The following is a 24,981-nucleotide window of genomic DNA, read 5'->3' on the forward strand; positions in this document are numbered from 1 at the left end:
AATGACCGATGCGGCGAGCATTCCGCCACGGTTAACGCCCTGCAAAGCGAACCCGTCAAATTGCAGCCGCCGCGCATCGCGGCACCGGCGTCAGAACAATTCGATGCCGTCATCCGCGGCCGCGACCGCCTCGACCCGGCGCGTGGCGGCGGCCGACACCAGTCCGAGTGTTTGCAGGACGTCGCGATGCACGTCGCGCTCACGCTCCATCGTGTAGCGCGCGAAGAGATCGTCGAGGATCGCCTGATCCTGCGCTTCCGGCCGCAACCGCTGCGCGCCCGCGCTCGCGGTCTCGAGCCGCGCGGCGACCGCAGGCAGGGCCGCGGAGCTCTCGCCGAGCGTGGTCATCAGGACCTGGGCCGAATTCATCAGCCGCTCGAATTCCGCGCCTTCGTCCACGAGGCGGCTCATCAGCTTGCCGAGCCGTTCGTTGCCGGCCTCGACCTCGCGCAGCGCCACAAGGATTTGCGGCTCGAGCTTGGCGAGCTGCGTGGGATCACCCTGCACGCGCAGCTGCCTCAGCTCACCGGCCGAGCGCTCGATGCCGTCGAGCACGGGCCGCAGCCGCCCCGCGCCCGCGGAGACCTGGTCGGCGGTCGCCTTGAGCTCGTTGGCGATGACGACGAAGGCGCTGCCGCGGCTGCCGAGATGGCTTGCCTTGAGGCCGGCATTCATTCCGATCAGCGTGATGTCGACCGTCGCCTCGGCAAGCCCGGCGATCGCCTGGCGAAATTTCGCCAGCGTATCCTCGACGATCGCGAGCGCTTCGTCGACCGCGCGGCCCGCACTCTCGCAAGTTCCGATCAGGGTCGACGCGTGCGCCAGCGTCTGCTTGATGCGTGTGAGGAACGACGACGAGCCGTCCTCCTCGCCGCCGAACAGCGTGCGGCCGTGGCCGGCGACGCTGCCCGCATCGCGCAGGATGGCGGTCAGCGCGCCGACGATCTGGCCGACGTCGCCGCCGAACTCGCGCTGGGCGTCCCTGAGCTGCGCCGCCTGCAGCTGGCAGATCGCACGCACGCCGTCATCGCTCGGGAGCGGTCCGGGGACCAGGCTCGGCGCGGATTCCGACGCGAGCTTGATGCCGTGGGACACGTGCTCAAGACGCTGGCGCGTGCTGTCGCCGGCCTGCAGCGAGATGATCGCGCCGCCGACCGCCTCGGCGATCTTCCTGGTGCTGGAGCTGGCGCGATCGGCGAGGTGACTGCTCTTGCTGCGCTGGTCGCGCAGGCCGGAATAGGCCGCACCGAGCTCGGCGCTCTCCGACATCAATTGGGCCCGGTAGCGGCTCTCGAATTCCTTCTGGCGGCCGGAGGCGGTCGCGACCGCCTCGGACAGGCGCTGCTGGTCCCGCCCGCAGCCTTCGATCGAGCGCTGCACGGCCTTGCCGAGATCATAGGCTTCCTGCGTGAAGGCAAGAAAGCCCTCGCGGTCACCGTCGAGCGAGGCGGCCTCGATCCGCGCGCTGCGCGCGATGATGGTGATCATCTGGATGTGCTTGAACAGCGGCTTGAGCAGCGAAGACGCCTCCGCCGTGCTCTTGCCGATCGTCTCCAGGAGGGCGCTCTCCGCCGGCAGCGCCTGTGCGAGTTCGCTCAGCCTCGCGGCGATCTCCTGCAGCGCCGTCGCGGCGCCCTCGATCTCCGCGCCGGAGAGCTCGCCCGAGAGCGTCGCTAGACCCTGGTTCAGCTCCTTGAAGATGAGGTGGCCGCGGCCGAGCCCGTGACCGACGCGCGCGAAGACATCCTCGACCCGCGAGGAGACGTCCTCGATCGCGGCAATTGCCTCAGCGAACGTATCGGCCGGAACGGAAGACATGGCCATCAACCCGCCACCGCGGCGTGCCCGGCCTGATACCAGTGCATGATCTCGCGCGGGATCTGATGCAGCGAAACGACTTTCTCGACACCGCCGTGAGCGATGGCTTCCTTGGGCATGCCGAACACCACGCAGCTCTCTTCGTCCTGGGCCCGCGTCGAGGCGCCGAGCTTGCGCATCTCCAGCATCCCGCGCGCGCCGTCGTCGCCCATGCCGGTCATGATGACGCCGAGCGCGTTGGCGCCGGCGTGCTGAGCCGCCGAGCGGAACAACACGTCGACGGAGGGACGATGCCGCGACACCGGCGGACCGTCCTTGATCGCGATCTGGTAGCGCAGGCCGATGCGCTGGAGCAGCATGTGCCGGGCGCCGGGGGCGATATAGGCACAGCCCGGCAGCACCGGCTCGCCGTCCTCGGCCTCCTTGACCTTGATCTGGCAGACGCCGTCGAGACGCTTGGCAAAGGCCGCGGTGAAGCCTGCGGGCATGTGCTGGACGATGACGATCGGCGGACTGTGCGGCGGCAGCATCTCGAGGACGTCGTTGAGCGCTTCGGTCCCGCCCGTCGACGCGCCGATGCAGACGATGCGTTCCGTGGTCGGCCGAACCCTGCCCTGCACCGGCGGCGGGATGATGGCATCGGCGGTCAGCTTCTTCTCGATGGCCCGACGCTCCGCACGCGGGCGAACTCGCGCGCGCGCGGCCGACTTCACGGCCTCACGCAGCCGCGTCGAGCATTCGAGCAGCGCCTGCCGCGTGTCGATCTTCGGCTTCGGCACGATGTCCACCGCGCCCGCTTCGAACGCCTCGAACATCACGTTCGAGCCTTCTTCGGTCAGCGAAGAGCAGATGATCACCGGGATCGGGCGCTGCGCCATGATCTTGCGCAGGAACGTCATCCCGTCCATCCGCGGCATTTCGAGGTCGAGGATGATGACGTCGGGAATTTCGTCCTGCAGACGCTTTGCCGCAACGAACGGATCGGATGCCGTTCCCATCACCTCGATATCAGGGTCTTCGGACAGGATCGTCAGGAGGATTTGGCGCACCGACGCCGAATCGTCCACGATCAGCACGCGAACTTTCTGCTTCGGCATTTTAGGCGGCGCTCCGGCTAGACCTGGAAAATGGTTGGCTGAACTTGCTTCAGCCCAGGCACGGCACTGTGAATCATCGATTCCGAATGTCCGACCAGCAGATAGCCGCCCGGACGCAAATGGCTGCACAATTGCTCGACCACCTTGCGCTGGGTCTCGCGCTCGAAATAGATCAGGACGTTGCGACAGAAGATGATATCGACGTCACGATCGACGGGGTAGGATTTGTCCATGAGGTTCATCCTCATGAAATGAGTGGTGCGCCGCAGCTCGGGCACGACACGCACCTCGCCGCGCGACTTGTCCCGCGACGACGAAAAATATCGTTTCACGAAGTGCTCCGGCACGGGCGCGAGCACGTCGCGGGTGTAGATCGCCGTCTTGGCGAGGCGCAGCACCGCGGTCGAGATGTCGGTCCCGAGAATGCGGTACTGGAAGCGCGAGCCGTTCCGCGTCATGTCGTCGAGCACCATCGCGGTGGTGTACGCCTCCATGCCGGTCGAGCTCGCCGAGCTCCAGACCTTCAGGTTCGCGTTCGTACGTCCGTGCGCCTTGAGCAAAGCGGGGATCGCGACGTCGCGCATGAAGGTGAAGTGCTGCGGCTCGCGAAAGAAATCGGTCTTGTTGGTCGTGACCACGTCGATGAGATGGGTAAGCTCGGTATCGAAATGATCCGCCTCGAACAGGTTCTCGACATATTCGTTGAGGCCGGAAAAATTCAGCGCGCGCACGCGCTTGTGCAGCCGCCCCTCCAGCATCAGCCGCTTGCCCTGCGGCAGCTTGATGCCGACCTGACCCTCGATCAATTCGGCGATGGTCCGGAAATGGCGGTCCGACAGATGCACGGCGGTATCCTGCACGGCGGGCATCATGACCGCACGCTCCGGTCCGGGATGGCCGCCTGTACTGAATGTCGGGCCGTACGGGCCATCTTCGATCCTAAGCGTTGACGTAGCCGTTGAAAGCGGACCGGTTCACCGTCATGGGGTGAGCCGGTCTGCCGGAGTTTCGAGGGGTCCTAGCGCTGGAAATCGGCGTCCCGATCGTCCTCGCCGTCGTTCATGTCAAAAGCGAAGCCACCGCCGCCGGCAACCTTCACGGCGCGCGCCGGCTTGGCCGGCACGACTTTCTTCGCCGGACGCTCGACGGCCGCCATGGTGGCCGCCTTCGCGCGCAACTGATTGACGGCCCGGTCGATCGGCGCCGCATGCCCCTTGCCGCCCTGCTCGATGCGGAAATAGGCGATGGTGGACTGGAGCTGCTCGGCCTGCGAGGCGAGCTCCTCCGACGTCGAGGACACCTGCTCGGACGCGCTGGCGTTCTGCTGGCCGACCTTGTCGAGTTGCTGGATCGCCTGGTTGATCTGGGCCGATCCGACGTCCTGCTCGCGGCAGGCGGCCGTGATCTCCTCGACCAGCTCGGCGGTCTTCTTGATGTCGGGAACGAGCTTGGAGAGCATCCCGCCGGCCTCCTGCGCCACCTTGACGGTCTCGGCCGAGAGCGTGCCGATCTCGGCGGCGGCGGCCTGGCTGCGCTCGGCGAGCTTGCGCACTTCGGAGGCGACCACCGCAAAGCCCTTGCCATGCTCGCCGGCACGGGCGGCCTCGACCGCCGCGTTGAGCGCGAGCAGGTCGGTCTGGCGCGCGATCTCCTGCACGATCGTGATCTTCTCGGCGATGGTCTGCATCGCGCTGACGGCGCGGCCGACGGCTGCGCCGGAGGCTTCCGCATCCTTCGCCGACTGTGCGGCGATCTTCTCGGTCTGGTTGGCGTTGTCGGCGTTCTGCTTCACGTTCGAGGCCATCTCCTCCATCGAGGAGGAGGCTTCCTCGGCGGACGAGGCCTGCTCGGTCGCGCCCTGCGAGAGCTGTTCGGCGCTGGCGGAGAGCTCCTGGCTGCCGGCCGAGACGTTCTGCGCCGCCGTCAGGGCTTCCGACACGATCTGGCGAAGCTTCTCGACCATGCGTTCGAGCGCGAGGCCGAGCGTGTCCTTGTCCGACAACGGCTTGGCTTCCACCATCAGGTTGCCATGTGCGATCTCGTTGGCCACGGCAGCCGTTGCATTGAGATTGGCGGTCATCGCGTTCAGGGATTTGACGAGATCGCCGATCTCGTCGTTGGCGACATTATCGATCTTGTGGCTGAGATCGCCGATCGCGACGGCATCGGCGAGGTCAACCGCCTTGGCGAGCGACCGGCTGATGTTGATCGAGATCCAGACCGCGCCGATCGCGGCAACGATCAGCGAGACCACGACCAGAACGATGAGGATCAGCTGGGCCCGGCGGCTGTCCTCCTGGGACTGCACGGCCTGCTCGGCCATCTGCCTCTTGGTGTTCGCGACATAGGCACCCATCGCCTCCGTTGCGTCCGCGACCACCTTGCGGCCGTCGCCCATCGAGCGCTCACTCGCCTTTGCCTTGTCGGTCTTCGCCAGCCTGATCGTCTCTTCCTGATAGGCGTTCATCCTGGCATAGGCACTCGCAAAATTGTCGAGCAGCTTCTTGCCGCCCTCGCTGGCGAGCGCGTAGACCTCGTCCTTGATCTTCGTCGCCTCGTCGCGAAGCTTGGCCGCATTCGCCGCGAACTCTTCGGCCTGATGCTCCGTCCCCAGGATCGCGTTCTTTTCCGCCCTGACTTGCTGCCAGATGATCTTCTCGACCTCGGCCGCCTTCTCCATCCGCTTGGCGCGAAGCACCATGGACTCCGCGGTCGCGGCCAACTCGGACAATTTCGTGTAGCTGACGGCGCCCGCCACCATGAACAGCAGGATGACCAGGCCGAAGGCGCTGGCGAGCTTGGCTTTGACGGTGAATCTCATGTCGGTCTCGTTGGTTCGAATTGGGTTTCTTCAATCACGCTTCACAAAACTCAGGCGGCGCGAGGCGCATCCACGCCGGCATCGCGCCCTTCCGGGATCTTGTCGTTCGCCATCAGCTTGGCGAGATCGAAGATGACGACGAACTTTTCGCCCTTGCGGCCGATGCCGGAGGCATAATCGGACTGCCATTTGCCGCCGATCTCGGGGATCGGCTCGATCGCCTGCTCGTCGATGTCGGTGACCTCGAACACACAGTCGGCGACGAAGCCGACGCCGACCAGGCGGTCCTTCATCGGCACGTCAAGGATGATGATGCGGGTGGCTTCGGTCGCCGGCACGCTCGGCAGGCCGAGCTTGGTCCGGAGGTCGACGATCGGATAACCGCTGCCGCGCACGTCGATCATGCCGAGCAGGAAGTCCGGGGCATGAGGAAGCCGTGAGATCGGTCGCATGTCCAGGATCTCACGGACATTGCGGATGCTGATGCCGAACGTCTCGCCGGCGAGCCCGAGCGTCAGATATTGCGAGGTTGCGGCCATGATGAAGTCCAAGGGGATCCGGAGGTTGGCGAATGAATTCGGTCCGGCGCGAGGCCGGACCCTTTGATCAGCGTTGGAAGTCGGCGTCGCGATCGTCTTCGCCGTCATGCATGTCGAAAGCGAAGCCTCCGCCGCCGGCGACCTTCATCGCACGCGCCGGCTTGCGGGCAGGTGCGTGCTTCTTCGCGCCCCGATCGACCGACGCCATGTGCGCCGCCTTCGCCCGCAGCTGACCGACGGCGCGGTCGATCGGCTCGACCACCGCCTTCTCCTTGCGGGCGGCGTCTTCGATCCGGAAGAACGAAATGGTGGACTGGAGCTGCTCGGCCTGGGAGGCGAGCTCCTCCGAGGTCGACGACACCTGCTCGGATGCGCTGGCGTTCTGCTGACCGACCTTGTCGAGCTGCTGGATCGCCTGGTTGATCTGAGCCGAACCGACGTCCTGCTCGCGGCAGGCCGCGGTGATCTCCTGGACCAGCTCGGCCGTCTTCTTGATGTCGGGCACGAGCTTGGACAGCATGTCGCCGGCCTCCTGCGCGACCTTCACGGTCTCCGTCGACAGGGTGCCGATGTCGGCGGCGGCGGCCTGGCTGCGCTCGGCGAGCTTGCGCACCTCGGAGGCGACCACCGCAAAACCCTTGCCATGCTCGCCGGCACGGGCGGCCTCGACCGCCGCGTTGAGCGCGAGCAGGTCGGTCTGACGGGCGATCTCCTGGACGATCGTGATCTTCTCGGCGATGGTCTGCATGGCCTGGACGGCGCGGCCGACGGCGACGCCGCTGGCCTCCGCGTCCTTGGCCGACTGGGCCGCGATCTTCTCGGTCTGATTGGCGTTGTCCGCGTTCTGCTTCACGTTGGAGGCCATCTCCTCCATCGAAGAGGAGGCTTCCTCGGCGGACGAGGCCTGCTCGGTGGCGCCCTGCGAGAGCTGCTCGGCGCTGGCGGAAAGTTCCTGACTGCCGGCGGACACGTTGCTGGCCGCGGTAAGGGCCTCCTCGACGACCCGACGGAGCTTCTCCACCATCGCGTTCAGCGATTTGACGAGATCGCCGATCTCGTCGTTGCTGGAGATCGTGATCGTCTGGGTCAAATCGCCGCCTGCCACGGCACCAGCGAGGCCGACCGCACGGCCGAGCCCACGGGAGATGCTGAGTGAGATCCAGATCGCGGCGATCAGGCCGATCACCAGCGATGCGACCACCGCCGAGACCAGCATCAGGTGGGCGCGATTGCCGTCCTCATGCGCCAACGCGGCCCGGTCTGCCATGTTCTTCTTGACGTTGTTGACGTAGGCGGCGGCGGCGTCCAACGCCTCGCGAACCGCCTTGCGAACCTCGACTGCGGACTGCTCGACGGCCTTCGGTCTGTTCGTCCGGGCGGTCTTGAGCGCCTCGTCCTGAACGGCATTCATCCGGGCGTAGGCGGCGCCGAAATTCTCGATCAGCTTCTTGCCTTCCGGGGAGGCTGCGGCGTGAATCTCTTCCTTCAGCTTGAGCAGCGCCTCGCGCTGCTTTGCGATCTCGGCGACGAAGCCATCCGCTTCACCATCGGGCGCCAGGAGCAGATTCTTCTCGGACCGAACCTGGGTCAGAATCCCCTTCTCGATTTCCGACGCTCGCTCCATCCGGCCGGCGCGCGACACCAGATTGTCGGCGGTGTCGATCATCTCGCTGAGCTTCACATAAGCGAGGCCGCCCGCCGCCATCGAGAGCAGCAGCACCACGCCGAATGCAGCAGCAAGCTTAGCCTTGACCGTGAATCTCATGTTCAGCCCCTACCGGATCTCGCCCGAGATCGCATTTCAATTCAAGATGCGTTCCATGTTCGGAACGATGACGAATTCTTCACGCCACTTCGCAATGAAGCGAATGAACTCCGGCTTCCAGTGCATGCCGACGCGCGGCGTCTGCTGCACGTCGGTCTGCGAGATTTCCGTGACCTCGTAGACCTTGTCCGCGGTGACGCCGACCAGGACCGGCTCGCCCTCGAGCTCGAGCTCGATCACCACGATGCGCGTGTCGGCGGTGTCGTCGAGCTGCGGCATGCCGAAGCGGATGCGCAGGTCGGCGAGCGGAATGACGTTGCCGCGCACGTTGATCACGCTCGGAACGAAGGCCCGCGCACCCGCGACCTTGGTCACGGGAACGGGATCGATGATCTCGCGCACGAGTCCCGCGTCGAGCGCGAACTTCTCCTCGCCGAGGCCGATCATCACGACCTGCATCGCGCCCGTCTGATGCTCGCCAGCCAAACCACCGTTCATCACGCCGCCTCGCTGATGTGCTTTTCGACCTTCGACTGCGCCAGCGCGACGAGCTGCGCGACGTCCAGGATCAGCGCCGCCGTGCCGTCGCCCAGGATCGTCGCGCCGGAGAACATCGTGACGTCCGAATGCAACTTGGAAAGCGACTTGATCACGGTCTGGTGGTTGCCGATGATCTGGTCGGCGACGAGACCCACGTGGGTCTCGCCGGTCGAGATGATGATCGTCTTCTGGTGCCGGTCGGGCGTGCCCGATGCGGACATGATCTCGCGCAACCGGAGGAAGGGCACGAGATTGCCGCGCACGTTGAGGAAGTTGCGGCCGCGGGAGCGTTCGTCCTCGGCGGTCAGCTCGATGCATTCTTCCACCGCGGAGAGCGGAATGATGTAGCGGCCCTCGCCGACGCGGATCAGCAGACCTTCGATGATCGCGAGCGTCAGGGGCAGGCGCAGCGTCACCGTGGTGCCCTGGCCCGGCTTGGTCGACAGGTCGATCGAGCCGCGCATGTTCTCGATGGTCCGCTTGACCACGTCCATGCCGACGCCGCGGCCGGACAGCGCCGAGATGGTCTGCGCGGTCGAGAAGCCGGGATGAAACAGGAACTGGTGGATCTCGTGATCGGTGAGCACGGCGCCAGCCGCGATCAGCCCCTGCTCTTCCGCTTTCGCACGGATCCGCGCAGTGTTGAGGCCGCCACCATTGTCCTTCACCGTGACAAGCACCTGCGCGCCGGAGTGCACGGCGGCGAGCTCGATCCGGCCCTGCTCGGTCTTGCCGTTGGCGGCGCGCGTGGCGGTGTCTTCGATGCCGTGATCGATGGCGTTGCGGATCAAATGCACCAGCGGATCGGCCAGACACTCGATCATGGTCTTGTCGAGCTCGGTATCCTCGCCCGAGGTGACGAATTCGACGGGCTTGGACAGATCCCGCGACAGGTCGTGCACGAGGCGGCGGAAACGGCCGAACAGCGAACCGATCGGCACCATGCGCGCACCCATCGTGGTGTCGCGCAAGGAGGAAGCGAGACGCTCGATCTCCTCGGCGATCATCTTGATCGAGAGATCGGAGCCGGAGGATGCGAGCTGGGTCAGCCGCGCCTGCGCGATGACGAGCTCGCCGACGCGGTCCATCAACTCGTCGAGGCGCTCGGCCTGGACGCGGACGGTGGCGATGCCGCGATCGTCGCGCTTGGCCTCGAGCTTCGGTTCAGGCTTTGGTTCGGACTTCGGCTCCACCTTTGCGACGGGCTGCTCGGCGAAGGGCGCGGCAGCAGCCTCGACCACCGGCGCAGGCATTTCGGCCGCCGGGGCCGGCTCCTCGTCGAGGAGCTGGAACAGCGGCGCAGGCGCGGGCGCTTCGACATGTGCCAGGGGCGAGAGCGTCAGCTTCATCTCGTCCTGGACGAACATGAAGACGTCGTCGATCGCATCCTTGCCGCAGGCTGCGTGCAGCTTGACGTCCCACTTCAAATAGCAGTCTTCCGGCTCCATCTCGTCGAGGAACGGGATGCCGTCGGTGATCGGGACGACGAAACAGGGGCCGAGCTTGCAGAGATCTTCCAGGAGATCGAGCGGGTTCGAGCCGTTGCGCAGGATGTGCGATTCGAATTCGAGATACAGGTGCCAGCCGGCTTGCTTGCCTTCGCCGGGGGCCAGCGGCGGCGCCTCGGCGATCTCGACGACCGGAGCACTGGGCTGGTCGAATGATACGAAACGCTTGAGGTCGTCGAGGATGGCCTCGCCGATGATGTCGTCGGTCGACTGCGGGTCCTCGATCAACGCGCGGATGTAGTCCTTGGCGGCGAGCGCGACCGAGATCAGTTCCTGGGTCGGCTTGATCTCGCCCTTGCGGACGCGGTCGAAGGCGGTCTCGAATTCGTGGGTGAAGGAGGCGACCTTGTCGAAACCGAACATGGCACCCGAACCCTTGATGGTATGCAGGGCGCGGAAGGCGGAATCGACCAGTTCACGGTCGTCGGGACGCAGGCCGAGGTCGAGCAGGGCTCCTTCAAGAACTTCGAAGAGCTCGCTGGCTTCCTGACGAAAGACCTCGGTCGGGTCCATCGCGCTCATGCGCGCACCAGCTTGCCCACCACGGCGAGCAACTGTTCAGGCTTGAAAGGTTTGGTGATCCAGCCAGTGGCGCCGGCGCTCTTGGCTTCCTGCTTCACCGTGTCGTTGGATTCGGTCGTCAGGAACACGATGGGCATGCCGACCGCGCTCGGCAGCTTGCGCAGCGCCCGGATCAGCTCCAGCCCGTTCATGACGGGCATGTTCAGGTCGGTGATCACGAGGTCGAGCTTGCCGGCCTGCGCCTTGGCGAGCCCTTGCGCGCCGTCGCCGGCCTCGATCACGTTGTGACCGGCCGGCTCGAGCACGACCTTGATCATCTGCCGAATGCTGGGCGAATCGTCGACGGTCAGAATCGTGGCCATCAGGTGCCATCTTTCTTTTGCGGGAAATGCTGATCAATCATCGCCTCGCTGGCGAAGCCGGCACGGCGGAGGGTGTTGCGAAGAGACTGCGAGAAGGAGGTCAAGACCACCGGGCGGCCTTGAGCCGCGCCGGTCTTGGCGGTCGACAGCAGAAGCTGGATCGACGTCACGTCGGCCTTGTCGACGCTTGAACAGTCGATCTCGAGCCGCTCCTGGCGGCCGAACGCCTCGCGGATGAGGTCGTAGACGCTACGAATGGCCGCGATGCTGCAATCGGCGGGCAACCGCAACGACCACTTCGGCTCCGTCGGATTGAGCGCCATCGCTGCCCCCGCCTCTGCTAAGATTCCGATACTCGTTTGACGTGAATCGAGTGAGCAAACTCCTAACGCGCGCATCCGTACAACTACGGGTCACATTCGTTCGGAATTCGCGCAACTGAATGCAGGCATGCACAGCCTGAAATCTCATCCGCGGCGCGGTGGCCCACCCGACGCATTTGCTTCGCGTTAAATTCGCTCGGGTTATGGCTTGGCTTCGTGCCTCTGCCAGCGAAGAGAGCCCCGGCCGCCGATGCTGACCCAAGCGCTCCTGGTTGACGACAGCCGCTCTGTCCTCAACTTTCTGAAACGCCACATCGAGGCTGAAGGTCTGGTCGAGGCCACCGCCTTCCTCGATCCCGTGGAAGCGCTGACTTGTGCACGAGAACGCGCCTTCGATCTCGTGCTGGTCGACTACGAGATGCCGCATATGGACGGCATCAGCTTCATTCGCACCTTCCGCAGGCTTCCTGGCTGCGCCGACATCCCGATCGCGATGATCACCTCGCGACAGACCGATGACGTCAAAATGGAAGCGCTGCAGGCCGGAGCCACCGATTTCCTGCCCAAGCAGCCGCAAAGCGTCGAGATGACGGTGCGGTTGCGAAACTTGATTCAGCTTGGTGCAGCCGTGCGCAAGCTCAGCGATCGTGCCGCGCACCTGGCCAGCGAAGTCGCAGCGGCAACACGAAAGCTCGGCGAGCGCGAGGAGGAGATCATCCTGCGGCTCGCGCTGGCGGTCGAATATCGCGACAACGACACCGGCGAGCACACGCTGCGGGTCGCCCGGTACAGCCGCATCATCGCCGAGCAGCTCGGCCTGCCGGCCCGGCTCTGCCGCGACATCTATCTGGCCGCGCCCCTGCACGACGTCGGCAAGGTCGCCATTCCCGACAACATCCTGCTCAAGCCGGGCAAGCTGACCGACCAGGAGATGGCGGTGATCCGGACCCATGCCACGATCGGCGAGAAGATCTTGGCGGATTCGAGCTGCGAGCTGATCCAGCTCGGTGCGCAAATTGCCGCGGGCCATCACGAGCGTTGGGACGGTGCAGGCTATCCGAGCGGCCTCAGGGCGGATGAGATTCCGGTGGCCGCGCGCGTGGTCGCCGTCGCCGACGTTTTCGACGCGCTGACGACACGACGACCCTACAAGGAGCCGATGCCGATCGAGGTGGCGCGCAACTATCTGGTCGAGAACAAGGGCCGCCAATTCGATCCGGCCTGCGTCGAGGCCTTTTTGTCGCGCTGGGACGAGGTCCTCGATATCGCCGCCGGCGGGCAGGCGACGCCATTCCACAAGGCCGAGACACCTCTCGCTCCGACCATGGAGTCTCAGGTCGAAGACCGTCCGCCCGAATTGGCCCATGCCACCTGAAATCGTCGTCCAGTCAACAGCTTGGCACCCCGCTTGTGGCCGATGGCGGGTTTGAACCAGTTCCTGCTAGAGTGGCACCAATCATCAAAGAGTGATTCTGGTCACACTTGCCTGGGCGCTCCGATGCTAAAAACCGCACCGGGACGGGGACCAGCAAAATATCGGTCGAATTGAATGAGCATGCCCATGAGAAGCCTGATCGGCGCCGCTGTCGGCGCATTCTGCGTTGCGGCCCCCGCCCTGGCGGAGACGCCGGCCGCGATCGTCGAGGATGTGCAAGGCAAGGTCGACGGCATCGAGTTCATGGACTATGTCGCGCCCGGCAAGATCATCAAGCTCGGGCCCAAAGCGAGCATCACGCTCAGCTATCTCAAATCCTGCCTGCGCGAGACGATCAGCGAGGGCGTCGTTCTTGTCGGCGCCGAGCAAAGCACCGTGCAGCTCGGCGACGTCCAGCGCGCCAAGGTGCCCTGTGATACCAAGGCAGCGCAACTCTCCGAGCGCGAGGCGAACCAGAGTGCCGCCACCACCTTCCGGACCATGCGGTCCGATGCCAAGGGCGCTCCGTCCAAGCTGCCGACGATCTACGGCGTCGCGCCGCTGGTCCAGGCCAAGAGCGGCAGCACGCTGGTGATCGAGCGCACCGACGGTAAGGAACCCACGATCAGCGTCCCGCTCAAGAACGACATCATGATCCGCGGCAAGTTCTATGATTTTGCCAAGGCCGGGAAATCGCTGACCCCCGGCGGCAGCTATCTCGCAAGCCTCGGCGCCAAGCGATACACCTTCCAGGTCGACGCCAGCGCCACCTCGTCGCCGACCCCGATCATCGGCCGCCTGCTGCGGCTCGAATAAGCAGCCTAGCGACGGGGCGAATGCGGCGGATCGGGGGACGGGACATCGTTGCGGCTATCCTGATTGCGCTCCTCGCGGGCGCAATCTTCACGTCTCCGCCGCTCCAGGCGCTGCAAGGCCTCTCGCTCGACATCCTCACGGCATTGCGCGGCAAGCTCATCGGTGACCGCCGCGATCCCGCCCATTCGCCGGTGGTCGTCGTGGCCATCGACGGGGAAACGTACGAGACGGCGCCCTTCAAGGGATCGCCGACGCAGACCTGGACACGCGAGATCGGCCGGGTGCTCGGCAGCATCACCGAAGGCGGCGCCAAGGTGATCGGCTTCGACGTTATCTTTCCGAGCTCGATCGAGCAGTCGGAGATTCCATTTGGCGACACGTCGGTTGGCAGCCGCATGAAGGGCTTTGACCGGGATTACCTGATCGCGCTGCGGCAGATCTCGGACAGCGGCAAACTGGTGCTCGGCGACATCCTGAGCAACGACCATCCGGAGGTCCCCTACCGCGCACAGCAAGTCGCGGTGCGCAACAGCATTCGCGCGCTCAACGTGCACACCGACGCGGACGACGTGATCCGGCGAATGCCGCTGAGCTTCTCGATCGAGGGCAAACCGGTGCCCGCAATGGCGGTCGAGCTGGCGGCGCGTGCGCTTGGCGGAAAGCTCGAGACTGCGCCCTCTGGCCAGACCGGATTGTCCGGCTACGCCATCCCGAGCGGGGTGCCGAATACTGTGACGCTCAACTTTCGCGGGCTCGGCCGCGACGTTCCGACCTATTCCTTCGCCGATTTGCGCGCCTGCGTCGAGAAGGGCGACCGCGACTTCTTCCGCCGCGCCTTCGACGGCAAGGTCGTTCTGCTCGGCACCGTCCTCAATTTCGAGGATCGCAAGCTCACCTCGATGCGCCTGTCCGGCGGCCATGACGGCATGCCGGCGGCGCGATGCGCCCTGCCCGCGCCGGCCGGCACCGTGCAGAAGACCCGCAGCGACATCGCCGGTGTGTTCGTGCACGCCACCGTTGTCCGCAACCTGATCGAGCGCGATGCCGTGACCGAGCTCGGCTTCCCCGCGCGCACCCTTCTCACGATCGCGTTCGCGCTTGTCGTCGCCTGCGCGGCCTGCATGCTCGCGCCGGGCGGCGCGCTGATTGCCTGGTTCGGTCTCACCCTCGCCTACGCGGCCATGGCGGTCGGCGCGTTCGTCCATGCCCTGGCGCTGCCGCTGACGGAGCCGGCACTCGCCGGCCTGGCCGCGCTCGCGATCATGACCGGCTACCGCTTCATGCTGGCCGATCGCGACGAGCGCTTCCTGCGCAGGAGTTTTGCCTACTATCTCGCGCCGGAGGTGATCGAGACCATGGTCGCCTCCGGCAAGATGCCGGCGCTCGGCGGCGAGATGCGCAACGTCACCATGTTCTTCTCCGACCTCAGCGGCTTCTCCTCGATTGCTGAAACCATGACACCGGTCGAACTGGTGACCCTGATGAACGAATATCTGTCCGCCATGACCGACATCATCCAAAGCCATGGCGGCTATGTCGACAAATATATCGGCGATTCCATCGTCGCCATGTTCGGCGCGCCGGCCGACGATCCCGCGCACGCGACGAACGCGGTTCGTGCCGCGCTGAGGTGCCACGAGACGCTGGCGGAGCTCAATGCCGGCCACCCCGCCTTCGCCGGCCATGGCCTGTCGCATCGCATCGGGCTGAACAGCGGCGAGGCCGTGGTCGGTAATATCGGCTCGCGCCGCCGCTTCAACTACACCGTGATGAGCGACACCGTGAACGTCGCCTCGCGGCTCGAGGGTGCCAACAAATATTACGGCACCGCGATCATGGCCTCCGAAACCACGATGGCGCAGACCGGCGACAGTTTCGCCTGGCGCGAGCTCGACGCCATCCGGGTGCTCGGCCGCGGCGAGGCGATCAGGGTGTTCGAGCCGTTGGCGGCCAGGGGCGCGGAGAGCGCCGTCCAGACGAAGTTGGCCGCCGCCTATGCCGATGGGCTCGCCTGCTGGCGCGCGCGGGATTTTGCGAAAGCGGCTGACGCATTCGGGCAGATGGCGGAGACCGATCCGGCATCAGCGCTGTTTGCTAAGCGCGCACAGGCATTCATCGCGAATCCACCGCCGCCGGATTGGACACCGGTCAATACGCTGGAGGGAAAGTAGCGGCCTCTTACCCTGCCCTGGAGGGGGAGGGTAGTGAGCATCGCCCTAAAACGGCAGGCCCACATAGTTCTCCGCGAGCAGGCGCTGCGCCGTCTCAGAGGAGAGCAGATAGTCCAGCTCGGTCTGCTGCAGCCGATCCTCGTACTGCAGCCTATCGGGAAAGCCGTGCAACAGCATCGTCATCCACCAGGAGAAGCGCTGCGCCTTCCATATCCGCGCCAGCGCCTTGGCGGAATAGCCTTTGAGGCCGGAATCATCGCCGCGCTGATAATGCGCGAGCATCGCGTGATAGAGATAGTAGATGTCGGACGCGGCGCTGTTCAGCCCGCGCGCGCCTGTCGGCGGCACGATGTGAGCGGCATCGCCGGCGAGGAACAACCGGCCATAGCTCATCGGCTCGGCGACGAAGCTGCGCAGCGGCGCGATGCTCTTTTCGATCGAGGGCCCCGTGATCAGGCGGCCGGCGACCTCGCCCGGCAGGCGGCGCTTCAGCTCGGCCCAGAACGCATCGTCGCTCCAATCCTCAACCTTGTCGGTCAGCGGCACCTGAACATAATAGCGGCTCAGCACCTGCGAGCGCAGCGAGCAGAGCGCAAAGCCGCGCTCGTGCTTCGCATAGATCAGCTCCGGCGACACCGGTTTGGTGCGCGACAGCACGCCCAGCCAACCGAACGGATAGACCTTCTCATATTCGCGCAGCACGTCCTTCGGAATCGATTTGCGGCTGACGCCATGAAAGCCGTCGGCGCCGACGATGTAGTCGCAATCGATGCGGACCGTCTCGCCGTTCGAGCGATACGTCACGTAGGGTCGGTCGGAGGTCAGATCGTGCGGCGTCACGTCTTCCGCATTGTGCACGACCTGGCCGCCGAGACGGTCTCGCGCCTCATAGAGGTCGCGCGTCAGCTCGGTCTGGCCGTAGACCAGCACCGAATTGCCGCCGGAATGCTTGTGAAGGTCGATCTTGGACAGCACACCGTCATGGGCGATCTCGAAACCGGTATGGATTTCGCCCTCGCGGTCCATCCGCTCGCCGCACTGCGCCTCGCGCATCAGCTTGGCGAAGCCATGCTCGAGCACGCCGGCGCGGATGCGGGCAAGCACGTGGTCGCGGCTGTATTTCTCCAGCACGATCGTGTCGATGCCCTTGAGATGCAGGAGCTGGGACAACAGCAGCCCGGAGGGCCCGCCGCCGATGATACAGACCTGAACTTTCATTTTTGCGTCCTCCCATCGGCACTTTTTTGCAGATTTGACGCCGCAGACCGATGGAGGGTTTCGCCATTGTCTTGTACTATTCGAACATGAAACGCACAGCCCCGGCGATCCGCATCTACAATCTGTTCGGCGAGTCCGGCGATCTGCCCGACGTCGTGCATTGCGAGACCATCGCGTCCCGCTCGGTGCTGCACGATTGGACCCTGGCCGTGCACCGGCATGCCCGGCTGCATCAGGTGCTGCTGATCGAGCGCGGCGGCGGCGAGGCGACGCTCGACGGGCGGGTTGTGCCGCTCAAGCCGATGCAGATCGTCAACGTGCCGGTCGGCCACGTCCACGGCTTCCGCTTCGTGCCCGATACGCAGGGATGGGTGCTGACCATCGCCGCGGAGATTCTGGACGAGGCGCTGCTCGCCGCCGAGGGCCTGCGCGCCGCGCTGTCGCGCTCGGCCGTGGTGCGGGGTACACCGCAGATCCGCGCCATCATGAAGCAGATCTTCGCCGAACACGCCGCGCGCGATTTCGGCCGCGCCCATGTGCTGCGCGCGTTGTCGTCCGCCATGATCGGGCTGGTGGCGCGCGCGCTCACGAGCGAGAGCGGCGGCAATGGCGCGGTCGAGTCCAGCCTGTTCCGCCGCTTCGAGGCGCTGCTGGAGCAGCATCATCTGGAGCGCTGGAGCGTCGCGGACTACGCCGAGGCGCTGGCGGTGACGCCGACGCATCTCAACCGGATCACGCGGGCCGCGACCGGCGACACCGCCTCGCATCTGATCCTCAACCGGCTGATCCGCGAGGCCCGGCGCAACCTCGTCTACACCAATCTGCCGGTCTCGACGATCGCCTACACGCTCGGCTTCGAGGATCCCGCCTATTTCAGCCGGGTCTATGCGGCCGCCACGGGGACATCGCCGCGCGCCTTCCGCGCGCAGCTCCATGGCGAAGAGGCGTGAGGCCTTACACGTCGAAGAACACCGTCTCCTCCGGCCCCTGCAGATTGATCGTGAAAGCGTACACGACCTGGCCGGCCCGCTCGGTGCGCTTGGCGATCAGGGTCGAGCGCCGGGACGGCTGTTCGATCAGGTTGAGCACGGGGTCGGCGGCGTTGGCGGCTTCCTCGTCCGAGAAATAGAGCCGCGTGTTGAGGCCGATGTTGATGCCGCGCGCGACGATCCAGACATTGATGTGCGGCGCGCATGTGCGTCCCGCTCTGTCGGTGATCGCACCGGGCTTGATGGTCTCGAAGGTCACGAGACCGCTTTCGAAATCCGAACCCGCCCGGCCCCAGCCGCGAAACTCCTGCTCCAGCACACCGGTCGAGCGGTCGGCCGGATGGTTGTAGCGGCCGCTCGCATTGGCCTGCCAGATCTCCAGCAGCACGTCGCGCAGCGGTGTGCCGGTGCCGTCGAGCACCTTGCCCTCGAGCGTGATGCGCTCGCCCTGCGTGCTCGGCGTCACCAGCACGTTGGAAAAATTCTTCTCGAAGATGTCGAAGCCGGCCATCGCCGGGATCAGGCCGATATGAACGTAGGGTCCGGCGGTCTGCGACGCCGTTTCCTTGAGATAGTTGAGCGGCTGCGGCATGGCTCAGTTCCCCGCGGTGCGATTTTCAAAATAGGTGGAGCGCTGGCCGCGCAGGACGATGTCGAAGCGGTAGGCGAGCGAGTCGAACGGCGTCGAGGCGTTGAGGTCGAGCGGTGCGACCAGGCGGTCGAGCGCGTCCTTGTCCGGTATCGTCGTCAGGATCGGGCAGACCGGGATCAGGGGATCGCCCTCGAAATACATCTGCGTGATCAGCCGCTGCGCAAAGCCCGAACCGAACACGGAGAAGTGGATGTGGGCGGGACGCCAGCTGTTGACGTAGTTGCGCCAGGGATAGGGGCCCGGCTTCACGGTGCGGAAATAATAATAGCCGGTGTCATCGGTCAGCGCGCGACCGCAGCCGCCGAAATTCGGGTCGATCGGCGCGAGATAGGTGTCCTTCTTGTGCCGGTAGCGGCCGCCGGCATTGGCCTGCCAGAACTCGACCAGCGTGTTCGGAACGCCGCGGCCGGTCTCGTCCAGCACCCGGCCGTGGACGATGATGCGCTCGCCGACGGGATCGCCGTCCTTGGCGTAGTTGCGGATCAGATCGTTGTCGAGCGGGCCGAGATCGTTGTGGCCGAACACCGGTCCCGTGATCTCCGAGATAGAGCCCTCCAGCGACAGCAGCGACTGGCGCGGCGAGCGCAGCACCGAGGATTTGTAGCCCGGCGCATGCGCGGGCGGATGGATGGAGCGGTCACGCTGGAAGAAGCCGCCATCCCCGAGCGGCGGCGTAAAGGGCTCGGGACGGTTGAGGCGGGGATCCCGCGAGGCTGGCGCCTGGGCATTCATCGTGTCTCTCCCTGGGGCGCCCGGGTCCGGACGCGCGGCTTATCGGGAGATCATGACCCGGGCTATTCCCCGAATAAATAGATCGATTATAATATATTTCATGAAAGAAATCGATCATTTGGCGCTCAACGGCCACGCGCTCGAACTGTTCCTCGCCGTGCTGGAGGAGGGATCGGTCACCGCGGCGGCAACCCGGCTCGGCCTGACGCAATCGGCGGTCAGTCACGCCCTGAACAAGCTGCGGCGGATCGCGGGCGATCCGCTGTTCGCGAAATCCGGCCGCGGCATCGTCGCCACCGCACATGCGCAGGCGCTCGCCGCGAAGGCACGGGCGCTGATCGACGAGATGCGGAGCTTTGCCGGCGGCGTCACGTTCGAGCCGGCACGCGCGCAGCTTTCGCTGACGATCGCCGCCAATGATTTTCAGCGCGATCTGCTGCTGCCGCGGTTCTTCGATCGCGTCGCCGCGCAAGTGAAGGGTTTGAACCTGCGCGTGATCCCGTCGCAATCGCCCTCGCCGGCGATGCTGCGCGAGAACCGCTGTGATCTCCTGATCACGCCGCTGCCGCCATCCGGCGCCGACATCGTGCAGAAGCGCCTCTTGAGCGATCATTACGTCTGTTACTTCGATCCCAAGATGCGCACCGCGCCGAGCGGCCGCGCGGCCTATCTCGCCGCGCGCCACGTCACTGTCGTCTACACCGACAACGAGCGGCTCGACTTCGACCGCCGGCTGGCGGCCAACGGTCTTCACCGCGACATCGCGATCTCGGTGCCGAGCTTTTCCGGCGTGCCGTCCTTCCTGCGCGGCTCGCAGATGCTGGCGAGCATGCCGAGCCTGCTGGCATCCGGGGTCATGCACGGTTTCGCGCAAACGCGGATTCCGCTGGCGTCTCGGACGCAGACGCTCGCCGAGCTGCCGATGTTCATGGTCTGGCACCAGCGCTATCAGAAAGACCCCGCCCATCGCTGGGTGCGAACACAGCTGGAGTCTGTGGCGACGGCCGCCGCGACCTGATGTCGATGCGCCGGTTGCGAACGACCGTTCACGCCGGGGCTATTGGCTGTGCCGCGAGGACTACGCTAAAATTCCCCTCGCCGTACGAATGGAACGTCCGTCGGGGGCGTCCGGGGAAGCCTCGTGAAGTCCAGCGTCTGCCTTCTGACAGCCTGCGATTCCGTTCAGCAGCCGCTCGCAGATATCACCGTCCCCCGCATGAAGGCCCTTGCTGCGGCACATGGATACGAGCTGCGCTTCGTGCGCGGAGACGGATGGACGCGTCCGCGCGGATGGCTCAAGATCGAGGCGATCCGTGCCGTCCTCGAAGATGATTTCGACTTCGTGCTCTGGATCGACGTCGACGCCATCGTGCTCCGCAACGACGTCGATATCAGAACGGCTGCCCTGGACGGCGCTCACTTGCACATGGCCTGGCACGGCACGGATACATCCGAGATCGTGGCGGCGGATTTCATCCCGCACTTCAATTCGGGCGTGATGCTGATCCGCGTGAGCGACTGGTCACGCCGATTTTTCAAGCAAGTCTGGGACACCGACCAATTGCCGCATCATTGGTTCGATCAGGCCACGATCCTCCACCTCCTCGGCTATGACGGCTGCCTTGGACTCGGTCCGGATCGCCCTGACGAGCCCAACCGATCCGGCGTCGCACACCTCGACACGGCCTGGAATTCGATTCCCGGTCTCGCCGTGGCCCCCGATCCGATCGTCCACCACTACGCTGGGATCAGCAATCCGTCGACGCGCCTCAAGATGATCGAGGCCGATGCGACCACCGCGCCCTTGCGCGAACGGATGGGCGCGGCCTTGCGCGGGGCGCTTGCACGGCAGTTCAGCCTCTGGCGTGAGGACGCGGCCATGCGCGACTGGATCACGACGGAGCGGGATTCCGCCCTGGCTGAGCTCCAGGCGGTCGCGGCCGACCGGCACGGATGCCTGGCGGAGCGGGACGAGGCGCGCGCACAACTTGCAGCCGTGCAGAACTCCACCTCATGGCGGCTGACCGCGCCGCTGCGCTGGACCAAGGAGCTCTTTCACCGGTCCTGACGTGCCCTGCCCGGCGCGGCACGGCCGCCGGCCCCTGCGGGCACCGGGGCCTGCCCCTCGCCAAACCCACTGGTTGCGCAAAGGGAGCCACGCTAAAATCCCCCCATGACAGTGACCGACATTGCGAGCCGGACCTACAATCACAGCTGGCGGCTGGATCCCATCATCCGCAGCCTGCTCGATACCGACTTCTACAAGCTATTGATGTTGCAAATGATTCGGGAGGATTACCCGAGTCAGAAAGTGACCTTCTCGGTCATCAACCGCTCGCGCCATGTGCGGCTCGCCGAGATCATCGACGAAGGGGAGCTGCGCGCCCAGCTCGACCACGCCCGCACCATCCGCTTCTCCAAGAAGGAGTTGATCTGGCTGGCCGGTAACACCTTCTATGGCAAGACCCACATGTTCTCGGCGGATTTCATCCGCTGGCTGGCCGAATTCCGCCTTCCCGAGTATGAGCTGCGCAAGGTCGAAGGCCAGTACGAATTGCACTTCCACGGACCGTGGACCCACACCTCGATGTGGGAGATTCCGGCGCTCGCGATCCTGAACGAGCTGCGCTCGCGCGCGGCGATCAAGGGCCGCGGCCGCTTCGAGCTCGACGTGCTCTACGCCCGCGCCAAGGCCAAGCTCTGGACCAAGGTCGAGCGGCTGCGCAAGCTGGAGAATCTGCGCCTGTCCGACTTCGGCACCCGCCGCCGTCACGGCTTCCTGTGGCAGCGCTGGTGCGTGGAGGCGGTGAAGGAAGGCCTCGGCTCGTCCTTCATCGGCACCTCCAACGTGCTGCTGGCGATGGACAACGATCTCGAAGCCATCGGCACCAATGCGCATGAACTGCCGATGGTCGCGGCCGCGCTCGCCAAGGACGACGAGGAATTGCGCTGGGCGCCCTATCGCATTCTCGACCAATGGCGCCAGACCTACGGCGGCAACCTCCTGATCGCACTGCCCGATGCCTTCGGCACCAAAGCCTTCCTGCGCGATGCGCCGGAATGGGTCGCCGACTGGACCGGCTTCAGGCCCGACAGCGCCCCGCCGATCCAGGCCGGCGAGGAGATCATCGCCTGGTGGGAGAAGAAGGGTCGTAATCCCAAGGACAAGCTGCTGGTGTTTTCCGACGCGATGGACGTCGGCTCGATCGAGGAGACCTATCATCACTTTGCCGGCCGGGTGCGGCTGTCCTTCGGCTGGGGCACCAACCTCACCAATGATTTCGTCGGCTGCACGCCGGATGGATCGTTCAACCTCGATCCGATTTCGCTGGTCTGCAAGGTGTCGTCGGTCGACGGCCATCCCGCCGTCAAGCTCTCCGACAATCCGGAGAAGGCGACCGGCATGCCCTCGGAGATCGAACGCTACCTGCGCGTGTTCGGCGACGCCGGCCGCGTGCGCAAGCCGGTGCTGGTCTAAACGCGGCTCCAACTCTCTTCATCACGTCAAACGCGGACGACGGATGCGAGGTATCGGTTCGCCGATACCGCGCCAGTTCCCATTTGCCGGCATTTGAAGCGATCTGCGGCCATTCGTTTCACGACGCCTTCACCCTGCGATGCAGTCTTGCCGGGCTTTCAGGTCGAGTTAAGCAACCATCCCCTCTACTTCGCGTTGCAGGCGCAGCGCTTCCGTTGGGGTCGTTGCGCGATTTGGGGAACGCAGGGTGTTTCGCAGAACAGCGGCATCGCTGAAGGGACACAGCTTCCTTCACGTCATCAAGCTCGTCTCGCCTTTCGTGATGGTCGTCGTGCTCCAGGCGGCAATCGCGGGATTCAGTCTCGAGGTGATGTCGTCGGTTCGCGCCTATGTCGCAGGCGAAGCGCTGTGGTCCCGGTCGCAGAAGAACGCCGTCTATTTCCTCAATCTCTATCTGCATTCGGGCGATGCCAGCCAGTTCGCGCAATACCGGACCTCGCTCGCCGTTCCCATCGGTGATGAATTCGCGCGCTGGGCGCTCGAGCGGGATCCGGTCGACGTCGAGACCGCCCGCATCGGCTTCCTGCAAGGCGGCAATCATCCCGATGACGTCCCCGGACTGATTTGGCTGTTTCGCTATTTCAACCGCGTCAGCTTCCTGCAGGAAGCGATCCACGAGTGGGCCGCGACCGATCCGATGCTGCTGGAGCTGAGCGTGTTCGGCGAGGTGATCCGGTCCGAATGGGAGCACGGCCCTGTACGAGACACCAATCGCCTGCAACTCCTGTCGTCGCGGCTCTCCGAGCTCAACACCCAGTTCACGGTGCATGCCAACCGGTTCTCCACCGTCCTCGGCGAAGGCTCCCGCGCCATCAAGCTGGCGCTGACCGGCATCAACATCGGCACCGCCGTCACTTTGATCCTGCTCCTGATCTGGCACACCAGGCGGTTGCTGCTGCAACGACAGGCATTCGAAGATGCCCTGCATGCCGAGAAGGAACGCCTGGCCTGGCAGGCGTCGCACGACTGGCTGACCGGCCTGTCCAACCGCCGCTCCTTCGAAGCGCGGCTGCAAGGCGAGCTGGACGTTGCCGCGGCGGGGCCGCTCGGCCTGATCCTGCTCGACCTCGACCAGTTCAAGACCGTCAACGACACCTGCGGGCACCTGGCCGGCGACCGCCTGCTCTGCCAGGTTTCGCGCCTGCTGCAACAGGATCGGCGTCCGCGTGACCTGGTGGCCCGGCTCGGCGGTGACGAATTCGGGCTGATCCTGCCGCAGTGCTCGCCCGCGACCGCAGTCGATATCGCTGAACGGCTGCGGCGATCGATGGAGTTGCTCAACTTCGCCTGGGACGATCGCTGCTTTGCGGTGACCGCCAGCATCGGCGTCGCCTGCATTGCAGACGCCAACACCACGCTTGAGGACGCGATGCGGCGCGCAGATGCCGCCTGCTATCGTGCCAAGGAAAAGGGACGCAACCGCGTTCAGGTCGACGGTGGAAGAGCCGATGTCGTCGTCGTTGCGGCACGGCCGCGCGAAGCCGCACGGGCCTGAGCCCGCTCGCCCCCGTCAGCGCAAAGGCAAGATGCCAAGACCCTTGAGATGCACGTCGATAAATTGTTCGACCTGCTGCCGCAGCATCTGCGGCGGCACGGCCACCATGCGCTCCTCGAGGCCGAGGGAGATGATGCCGTGCACGGCGGAAAACAGCGTGCGCGACAGCAGCGCGATCTTCACGTCATCCGCATCCGGCAATAGCCGCACCAGGGGCGGATGCATCAGCGCGAAAGCGTCCATCACCATCTGCAGGATGTCGTCGGGATAGGGACGGTCGTCCTCCATCCGATGCTCGAACAGCGAACGCAGCAGATTGGCGTGCTCCGCGAAGAATTCGAGATAGGTCGCGGCAAGCCCGTAGAGCTGGCGAACGGGGTCATCGGCCGGAACCCCGCCAAGCCGGGCCGTGAGAGCCTGAACGGTCTCCCGGTTGACGGTCAGGATCACGCCGTCGAAGTCGCCGAACTCGTTATAGACGCTGCCGACGGAACAGCCGGCGGCCTCGGCGACGTCACGAACCTTCAATGATTTCAGCCCTTTAGCCGCAATAATGCTGCGGGCGATCTCCAGGATCTGGAGCCGGCGCCGATTTTTTTTCTGGTCTCGCAGCGATTCTTCTTGAACATTGTTCATTTTCAAGCTACTCACGTGAACATTG

At 65.2% G+C, this 24,981-nt stretch carries 22 protein-coding genes; 8 read left to right on the forward strand and 14 right to left on the reverse strand.

Annotated elements, in window-relative coordinates; translation table 11 throughout:
- Positions 1-90: 90 nt before the first annotated feature.
- The 10 genes from SE92_RS16690 to SE92_RS16735 all read right to left on the reverse strand — a co-directional run bounded on the left by SE92_RS16690 (position 91) and on the right by SE92_RS16735 (position 11,295).
- A complete protein-coding gene (locus SE92_RS16690) occupies positions 91-1,818 on the reverse strand; it encodes a hypothetical protein (RefSeq protein ID WP_063203580.1) in 1,728 nt (575 codons plus the stop codon).
- A 5-nt stretch (positions 1,819-1,823) separates the two neighbouring features.
- The gene (locus SE92_RS16695) at positions 1,824-2,915 is read right to left on the reverse strand and encodes a protein-glutamate methylesterase/protein-glutamine glutaminase (protein WP_063196743.1); all 1,092 of its coding nucleotides are present in this window, start codon (positions 2,913-2,915) and stop codon (positions 1,824-1,826) included.
- A 17-nt stretch (positions 2,916-2,932) separates the two neighbouring features.
- On the reverse strand, positions 2,933-3,787 hold the full coding sequence (locus SE92_RS16700; protein ID WP_063196744.1) for a CheR family methyltransferase: 855 nt from the start codon (positions 3,785-3,787) through the stop codon (positions 2,933-2,935).
- 146 nt (positions 3,788-3,933) lie between these two features.
- On the reverse strand, positions 3,934-5,736 hold the full coding sequence (locus SE92_RS16705) for a methyl-accepting chemotaxis protein (protein WP_063196745.1): 1,803 nt from the start codon (positions 5,734-5,736) through the stop codon (positions 3,934-3,936).
- 50 nt (positions 5,737-5,786) lie between these two features.
- Positions 5,787-6,275, reverse strand: coding sequence for a chemotaxis protein CheW (locus tag SE92_RS16710; RefSeq protein ID WP_063203581.1), 489 nt, complete (start codon positions 6,273-6,275; stop codon positions 5,787-5,789).
- 67 nt (positions 6,276-6,342) lie between these two features.
- Entirely contained in the window at positions 6,343-8,040 is a 1,698-nt protein-coding gene (locus SE92_RS16715; RefSeq protein ID WP_063196746.1) for a methyl-accepting chemotaxis protein, read from the reverse strand.
- Between the two features lie 36 nt (positions 8,041-8,076).
- Complete coding sequence (locus tag SE92_RS16720) at positions 8,077-8,538, reverse strand: chemotaxis protein CheW (protein ID WP_063196747.1); 462 nt, start codon at positions 8,536-8,538, stop codon at positions 8,077-8,079.
- Entirely contained in the window at positions 8,538-10,610 is a 2,073-nt protein-coding gene (locus SE92_RS16725) for a chemotaxis protein CheA (protein ID WP_063196748.1), read from the reverse strand. The genes SE92_RS16720 and SE92_RS16725 overlap by 1 nt, the downstream gene beginning before the upstream one ends.
- Positions 10,607-10,972: a response regulator gene (locus SE92_RS16730; RefSeq protein WP_008142319.1), complete on the reverse strand. Its 366-nt coding sequence runs from the start codon at positions 10,970-10,972 to the stop codon at positions 10,607-10,609. The genes SE92_RS16725 and SE92_RS16730 overlap by 4 nt, the downstream gene beginning before the upstream one ends.
- Positions 10,972-11,295, reverse strand: coding sequence for an STAS domain-containing protein (locus SE92_RS16735; protein ID WP_063196749.1), 324 nt, complete (start codon positions 11,293-11,295; stop codon positions 10,972-10,974). The genes SE92_RS16730 and SE92_RS16735 overlap by 1 nt, the downstream gene beginning before the upstream one ends.
- A 250-nt stretch (positions 11,296-11,545) precedes the next feature.
- Between SE92_RS16735 and SE92_RS16740 the strand changes: the two genes are divergently transcribed.
- From SE92_RS16740 to SE92_RS16750, 3 genes are all read left to right on the forward strand, one after another.
- Complete coding sequence (locus SE92_RS16740) at positions 11,546-12,670, forward strand: HD domain-containing phosphohydrolase (protein ID WP_063196750.1); 1,125 nt, start codon at positions 11,546-11,548, stop codon at positions 12,668-12,670.
- 186 nt (positions 12,671-12,856) lie between these two features.
- The gene (locus SE92_RS16745; protein ID WP_063203582.1) at positions 12,857-13,525 is read left to right on the forward strand and encodes a hypothetical protein; all 669 of its coding nucleotides are present in this window, start codon (positions 12,857-12,859) and stop codon (positions 13,523-13,525) included.
- A 20-nt stretch (positions 13,526-13,545) separates the two neighbouring features.
- The gene (locus tag SE92_RS16750) at positions 13,546-15,696 is read left to right on the forward strand and encodes an adenylate/guanylate cyclase domain-containing protein (RefSeq protein WP_063196751.1); all 2,151 of its coding nucleotides are present in this window, start codon (positions 13,546-13,548) and stop codon (positions 15,694-15,696) included.
- Positions 15,697-15,741: 45 nt separating this feature from the next.
- On the opposite strand, the gene pobA is transcribed toward SE92_RS16750, so the two are convergent.
- On the reverse strand, positions 15,742-16,914 hold the full coding sequence (gene pobA / locus SE92_RS16755; protein WP_063196752.1) for a 4-hydroxybenzoate 3-monooxygenase: 1,173 nt from the start codon (positions 16,912-16,914) through the stop codon (positions 15,742-15,744).
- A gap of 50 nt (positions 16,915-16,964) precedes the next feature.
- On the opposite strand from pobA, the gene SE92_RS16760 reads away from it, so the two are divergent.
- Positions 16,965-17,864, forward strand: coding sequence for a helix-turn-helix domain-containing protein (locus SE92_RS16760; RefSeq protein ID WP_063196753.1), 900 nt, complete (start codon positions 16,965-16,967; stop codon positions 17,862-17,864).
- 4 nt (positions 17,865-17,868) lie between these two features.
- On the opposite strand, the gene pcaG is transcribed toward SE92_RS16760, so the two are convergent.
- Both pcaG and pcaH read right to left on the reverse strand, forming a co-directional pair.
- Positions 17,869-18,495 (reverse strand): protocatechuate 3,4-dioxygenase subunit alpha, encoded by a 627-nt coding sequence (pcaG, locus tag SE92_RS16765; protein ID WP_063196754.1) that lies wholly within the window; start codon positions 18,493-18,495, stop codon positions 17,869-17,871.
- A 3-nt stretch (positions 18,496-18,498) separates the two neighbouring features.
- Positions 18,499-19,287 (reverse strand): protocatechuate 3,4-dioxygenase subunit beta, encoded by a 789-nt coding sequence (pcaH, locus tag SE92_RS16770; RefSeq protein ID WP_063196755.1) that lies wholly within the window; start codon positions 19,285-19,287, stop codon positions 18,499-18,501.
- Positions 19,288-19,387: 100 nt separating this feature from the next.
- Between pcaH and SE92_RS16775 the strand changes: the two genes are divergently transcribed.
- The 4 genes from SE92_RS16775 to SE92_RS16790 all read left to right on the forward strand — a co-directional run bounded on the left by SE92_RS16775 (position 19,388) and on the right by SE92_RS16790 (position 24,320).
- A complete protein-coding gene (locus SE92_RS16775; protein ID WP_063196756.1) occupies positions 19,388-20,305 on the forward strand; it encodes a LysR family transcriptional regulator in 918 nt (305 codons plus the stop codon).
- Between the two features lie 198 nt (positions 20,306-20,503).
- On the forward strand, positions 20,504-21,355 hold the full coding sequence (locus tag SE92_RS16780; RefSeq protein WP_063196757.1) for a putative nucleotide-diphospho-sugar transferase: 852 nt from the start codon (positions 20,504-20,506) through the stop codon (positions 21,353-21,355).
- 105 nt (positions 21,356-21,460) lie between these two features.
- The gene (gene pncB, locus SE92_RS16785) at positions 21,461-22,765 is read left to right on the forward strand and encodes a nicotinate phosphoribosyltransferase (RefSeq protein ID WP_063196758.1); all 1,305 of its coding nucleotides are present in this window, start codon (positions 21,461-21,463) and stop codon (positions 22,763-22,765) included.
- A gap of 247 nt (positions 22,766-23,012) precedes the next feature.
- Positions 23,013-24,320, forward strand: coding sequence for a GGDEF domain-containing protein (locus SE92_RS16790; protein WP_063196759.1), 1,308 nt, complete (start codon positions 23,013-23,015; stop codon positions 24,318-24,320).
- A gap of 15 nt (positions 24,321-24,335) precedes the next feature.
- Here the strand turns inward: SE92_RS16790 and SE92_RS16795 are convergent, their stop codons facing one another.
- Positions 24,336-24,956, reverse strand: a complete 621-nt coding sequence (locus tag SE92_RS16795) for a TetR/AcrR family transcriptional regulator (RefSeq protein ID WP_084251833.1) — start codon at positions 24,954-24,956, stop codon at positions 24,336-24,338.
- Positions 24,957-24,981 lie beyond the last annotated feature (25 nt).

It is taken from the genome of Bradyrhizobium sp. AT1, from assembly GCF_001590795.1.
In the GTDB taxonomy this organism is placed as follows: Bacteria; Pseudomonadota; Alphaproteobacteria; order Rhizobiales; family Xanthobacteraceae; genus Bradyrhizobium.

What these genes read in the sequence shown, in the direction of transcription:
- SE92_RS16690 (WP_063203580.1), bottom strand. Translation starts at nt 1,818, where the DNA reads ATGTCTTCCGTTCCGGCCGATACGTTCGCTGAGGCAATTGCCGCGATC.
- SE92_RS16695 (WP_063196743.1), bottom strand. Translation starts at nt 2,915, where the DNA reads ATGCCGAAGCAGAAAGTTCGCGTGCTGATCGTGGACGATTCGGCGTCG.
- SE92_RS16700 (WP_063196744.1), bottom strand. Translation starts at nt 3,787, where the DNA reads ATGATGCCCGCCGTGCAGGATACCGCCGTGCATCTGTCGGACCGCCAT.
- SE92_RS16705 (WP_063196745.1), bottom strand. Translation starts at nt 5,736, where the DNA reads ATGAGATTCACCGTCAAAGCCAAGCTCGCCAGCGCCTTCGGCCTGGTC.
- SE92_RS16710 (WP_063203581.1), bottom strand. Translation starts at nt 6,275, where the DNA reads ATGGCCGCAACCTCGCAATATCTGACGCTCGGGCTCGCCGGCGAGACG.
- SE92_RS16715 (WP_063196746.1), bottom strand. Translation starts at nt 8,040, where the DNA reads ATGAGATTCACGGTCAAGGCTAAGCTTGCTGCTGCATTCGGCGTGGTG.
- SE92_RS16720 (WP_063196747.1), bottom strand. Translation starts at nt 8,538, where the DNA reads ATGAACGGTGGTTTGGCTGGCGAGCATCAGACGGGCGCGATGCAGGTC.
- SE92_RS16725 (WP_063196748.1), bottom strand. Translation starts at nt 10,610, where the DNA reads ATGAGCGCGATGGACCCGACCGAGGTCTTTCGTCAGGAAGCCAGCGAG.
- SE92_RS16730 (WP_008142319.1), bottom strand. Translation starts at nt 10,972, where the DNA reads ATGGCCACGATTCTGACCGTCGACGATTCGCCCAGCATTCGGCAGATG.
- SE92_RS16735 (WP_063196749.1), bottom strand. Translation starts at nt 11,295, where the DNA reads ATGGCGCTCAATCCGACGGAGCCGAAGTGGTCGTTGCGGTTGCCCGCC.
- SE92_RS16740 (WP_063196750.1), top strand. Translation starts at nt 11,546, where the DNA reads ATGCTGACCCAAGCGCTCCTGGTTGACGACAGCCGCTCTGTCCTCAAC.
- SE92_RS16745 (WP_063203582.1), top strand. Translation starts at nt 12,857, where the DNA reads ATGAGAAGCCTGATCGGCGCCGCTGTCGGCGCATTCTGCGTTGCGGCC.
- SE92_RS16750 (WP_063196751.1), top strand. Translation starts at nt 13,546, where the DNA reads ATGCGGCGGATCGGGGGACGGGACATCGTTGCGGCTATCCTGATTGCG.
- pobA (WP_063196752.1), bottom strand. Translation starts at nt 16,914, where the DNA reads ATGAAAGTTCAGGTCTGTATCATCGGCGGCGGGCCCTCCGGGCTGCTG.
- SE92_RS16760 (WP_063196753.1), top strand. Translation starts at nt 16,965, where the DNA reads ATGGAGGGTTTCGCCATTGTCTTGTACTATTCGAACATGAAACGCACA.
- pcaG (WP_063196754.1), bottom strand. Translation starts at nt 18,495, where the DNA reads ATGCCGCAGCCGCTCAACTATCTCAAGGAAACGGCGTCGCAGACCGCC.
- pcaH (WP_063196755.1), bottom strand. Translation starts at nt 19,287, where the DNA reads ATGAATGCCCAGGCGCCAGCCTCGCGGGATCCCCGCCTCAACCGTCCC.
- SE92_RS16775 (WP_063196756.1), top strand. Translation starts at nt 19,388, where the DNA reads ATGAAAGAAATCGATCATTTGGCGCTCAACGGCCACGCGCTCGAACTG.
- SE92_RS16780 (WP_063196757.1), top strand. Translation starts at nt 20,504, where the DNA reads ATGAAGGCCCTTGCTGCGGCACATGGATACGAGCTGCGCTTCGTGCGC.
- pncB (WP_063196758.1), top strand. Translation starts at nt 21,461, where the DNA reads ATGACAGTGACCGACATTGCGAGCCGGACCTACAATCACAGCTGGCGG.
- SE92_RS16795 (WP_084251833.1), bottom strand. Translation starts at nt 24,956, where the DNA reads ATGAACAATGTTCAAGAAGAATCGCTGCGAGACCAGAAAAAAAATCGG.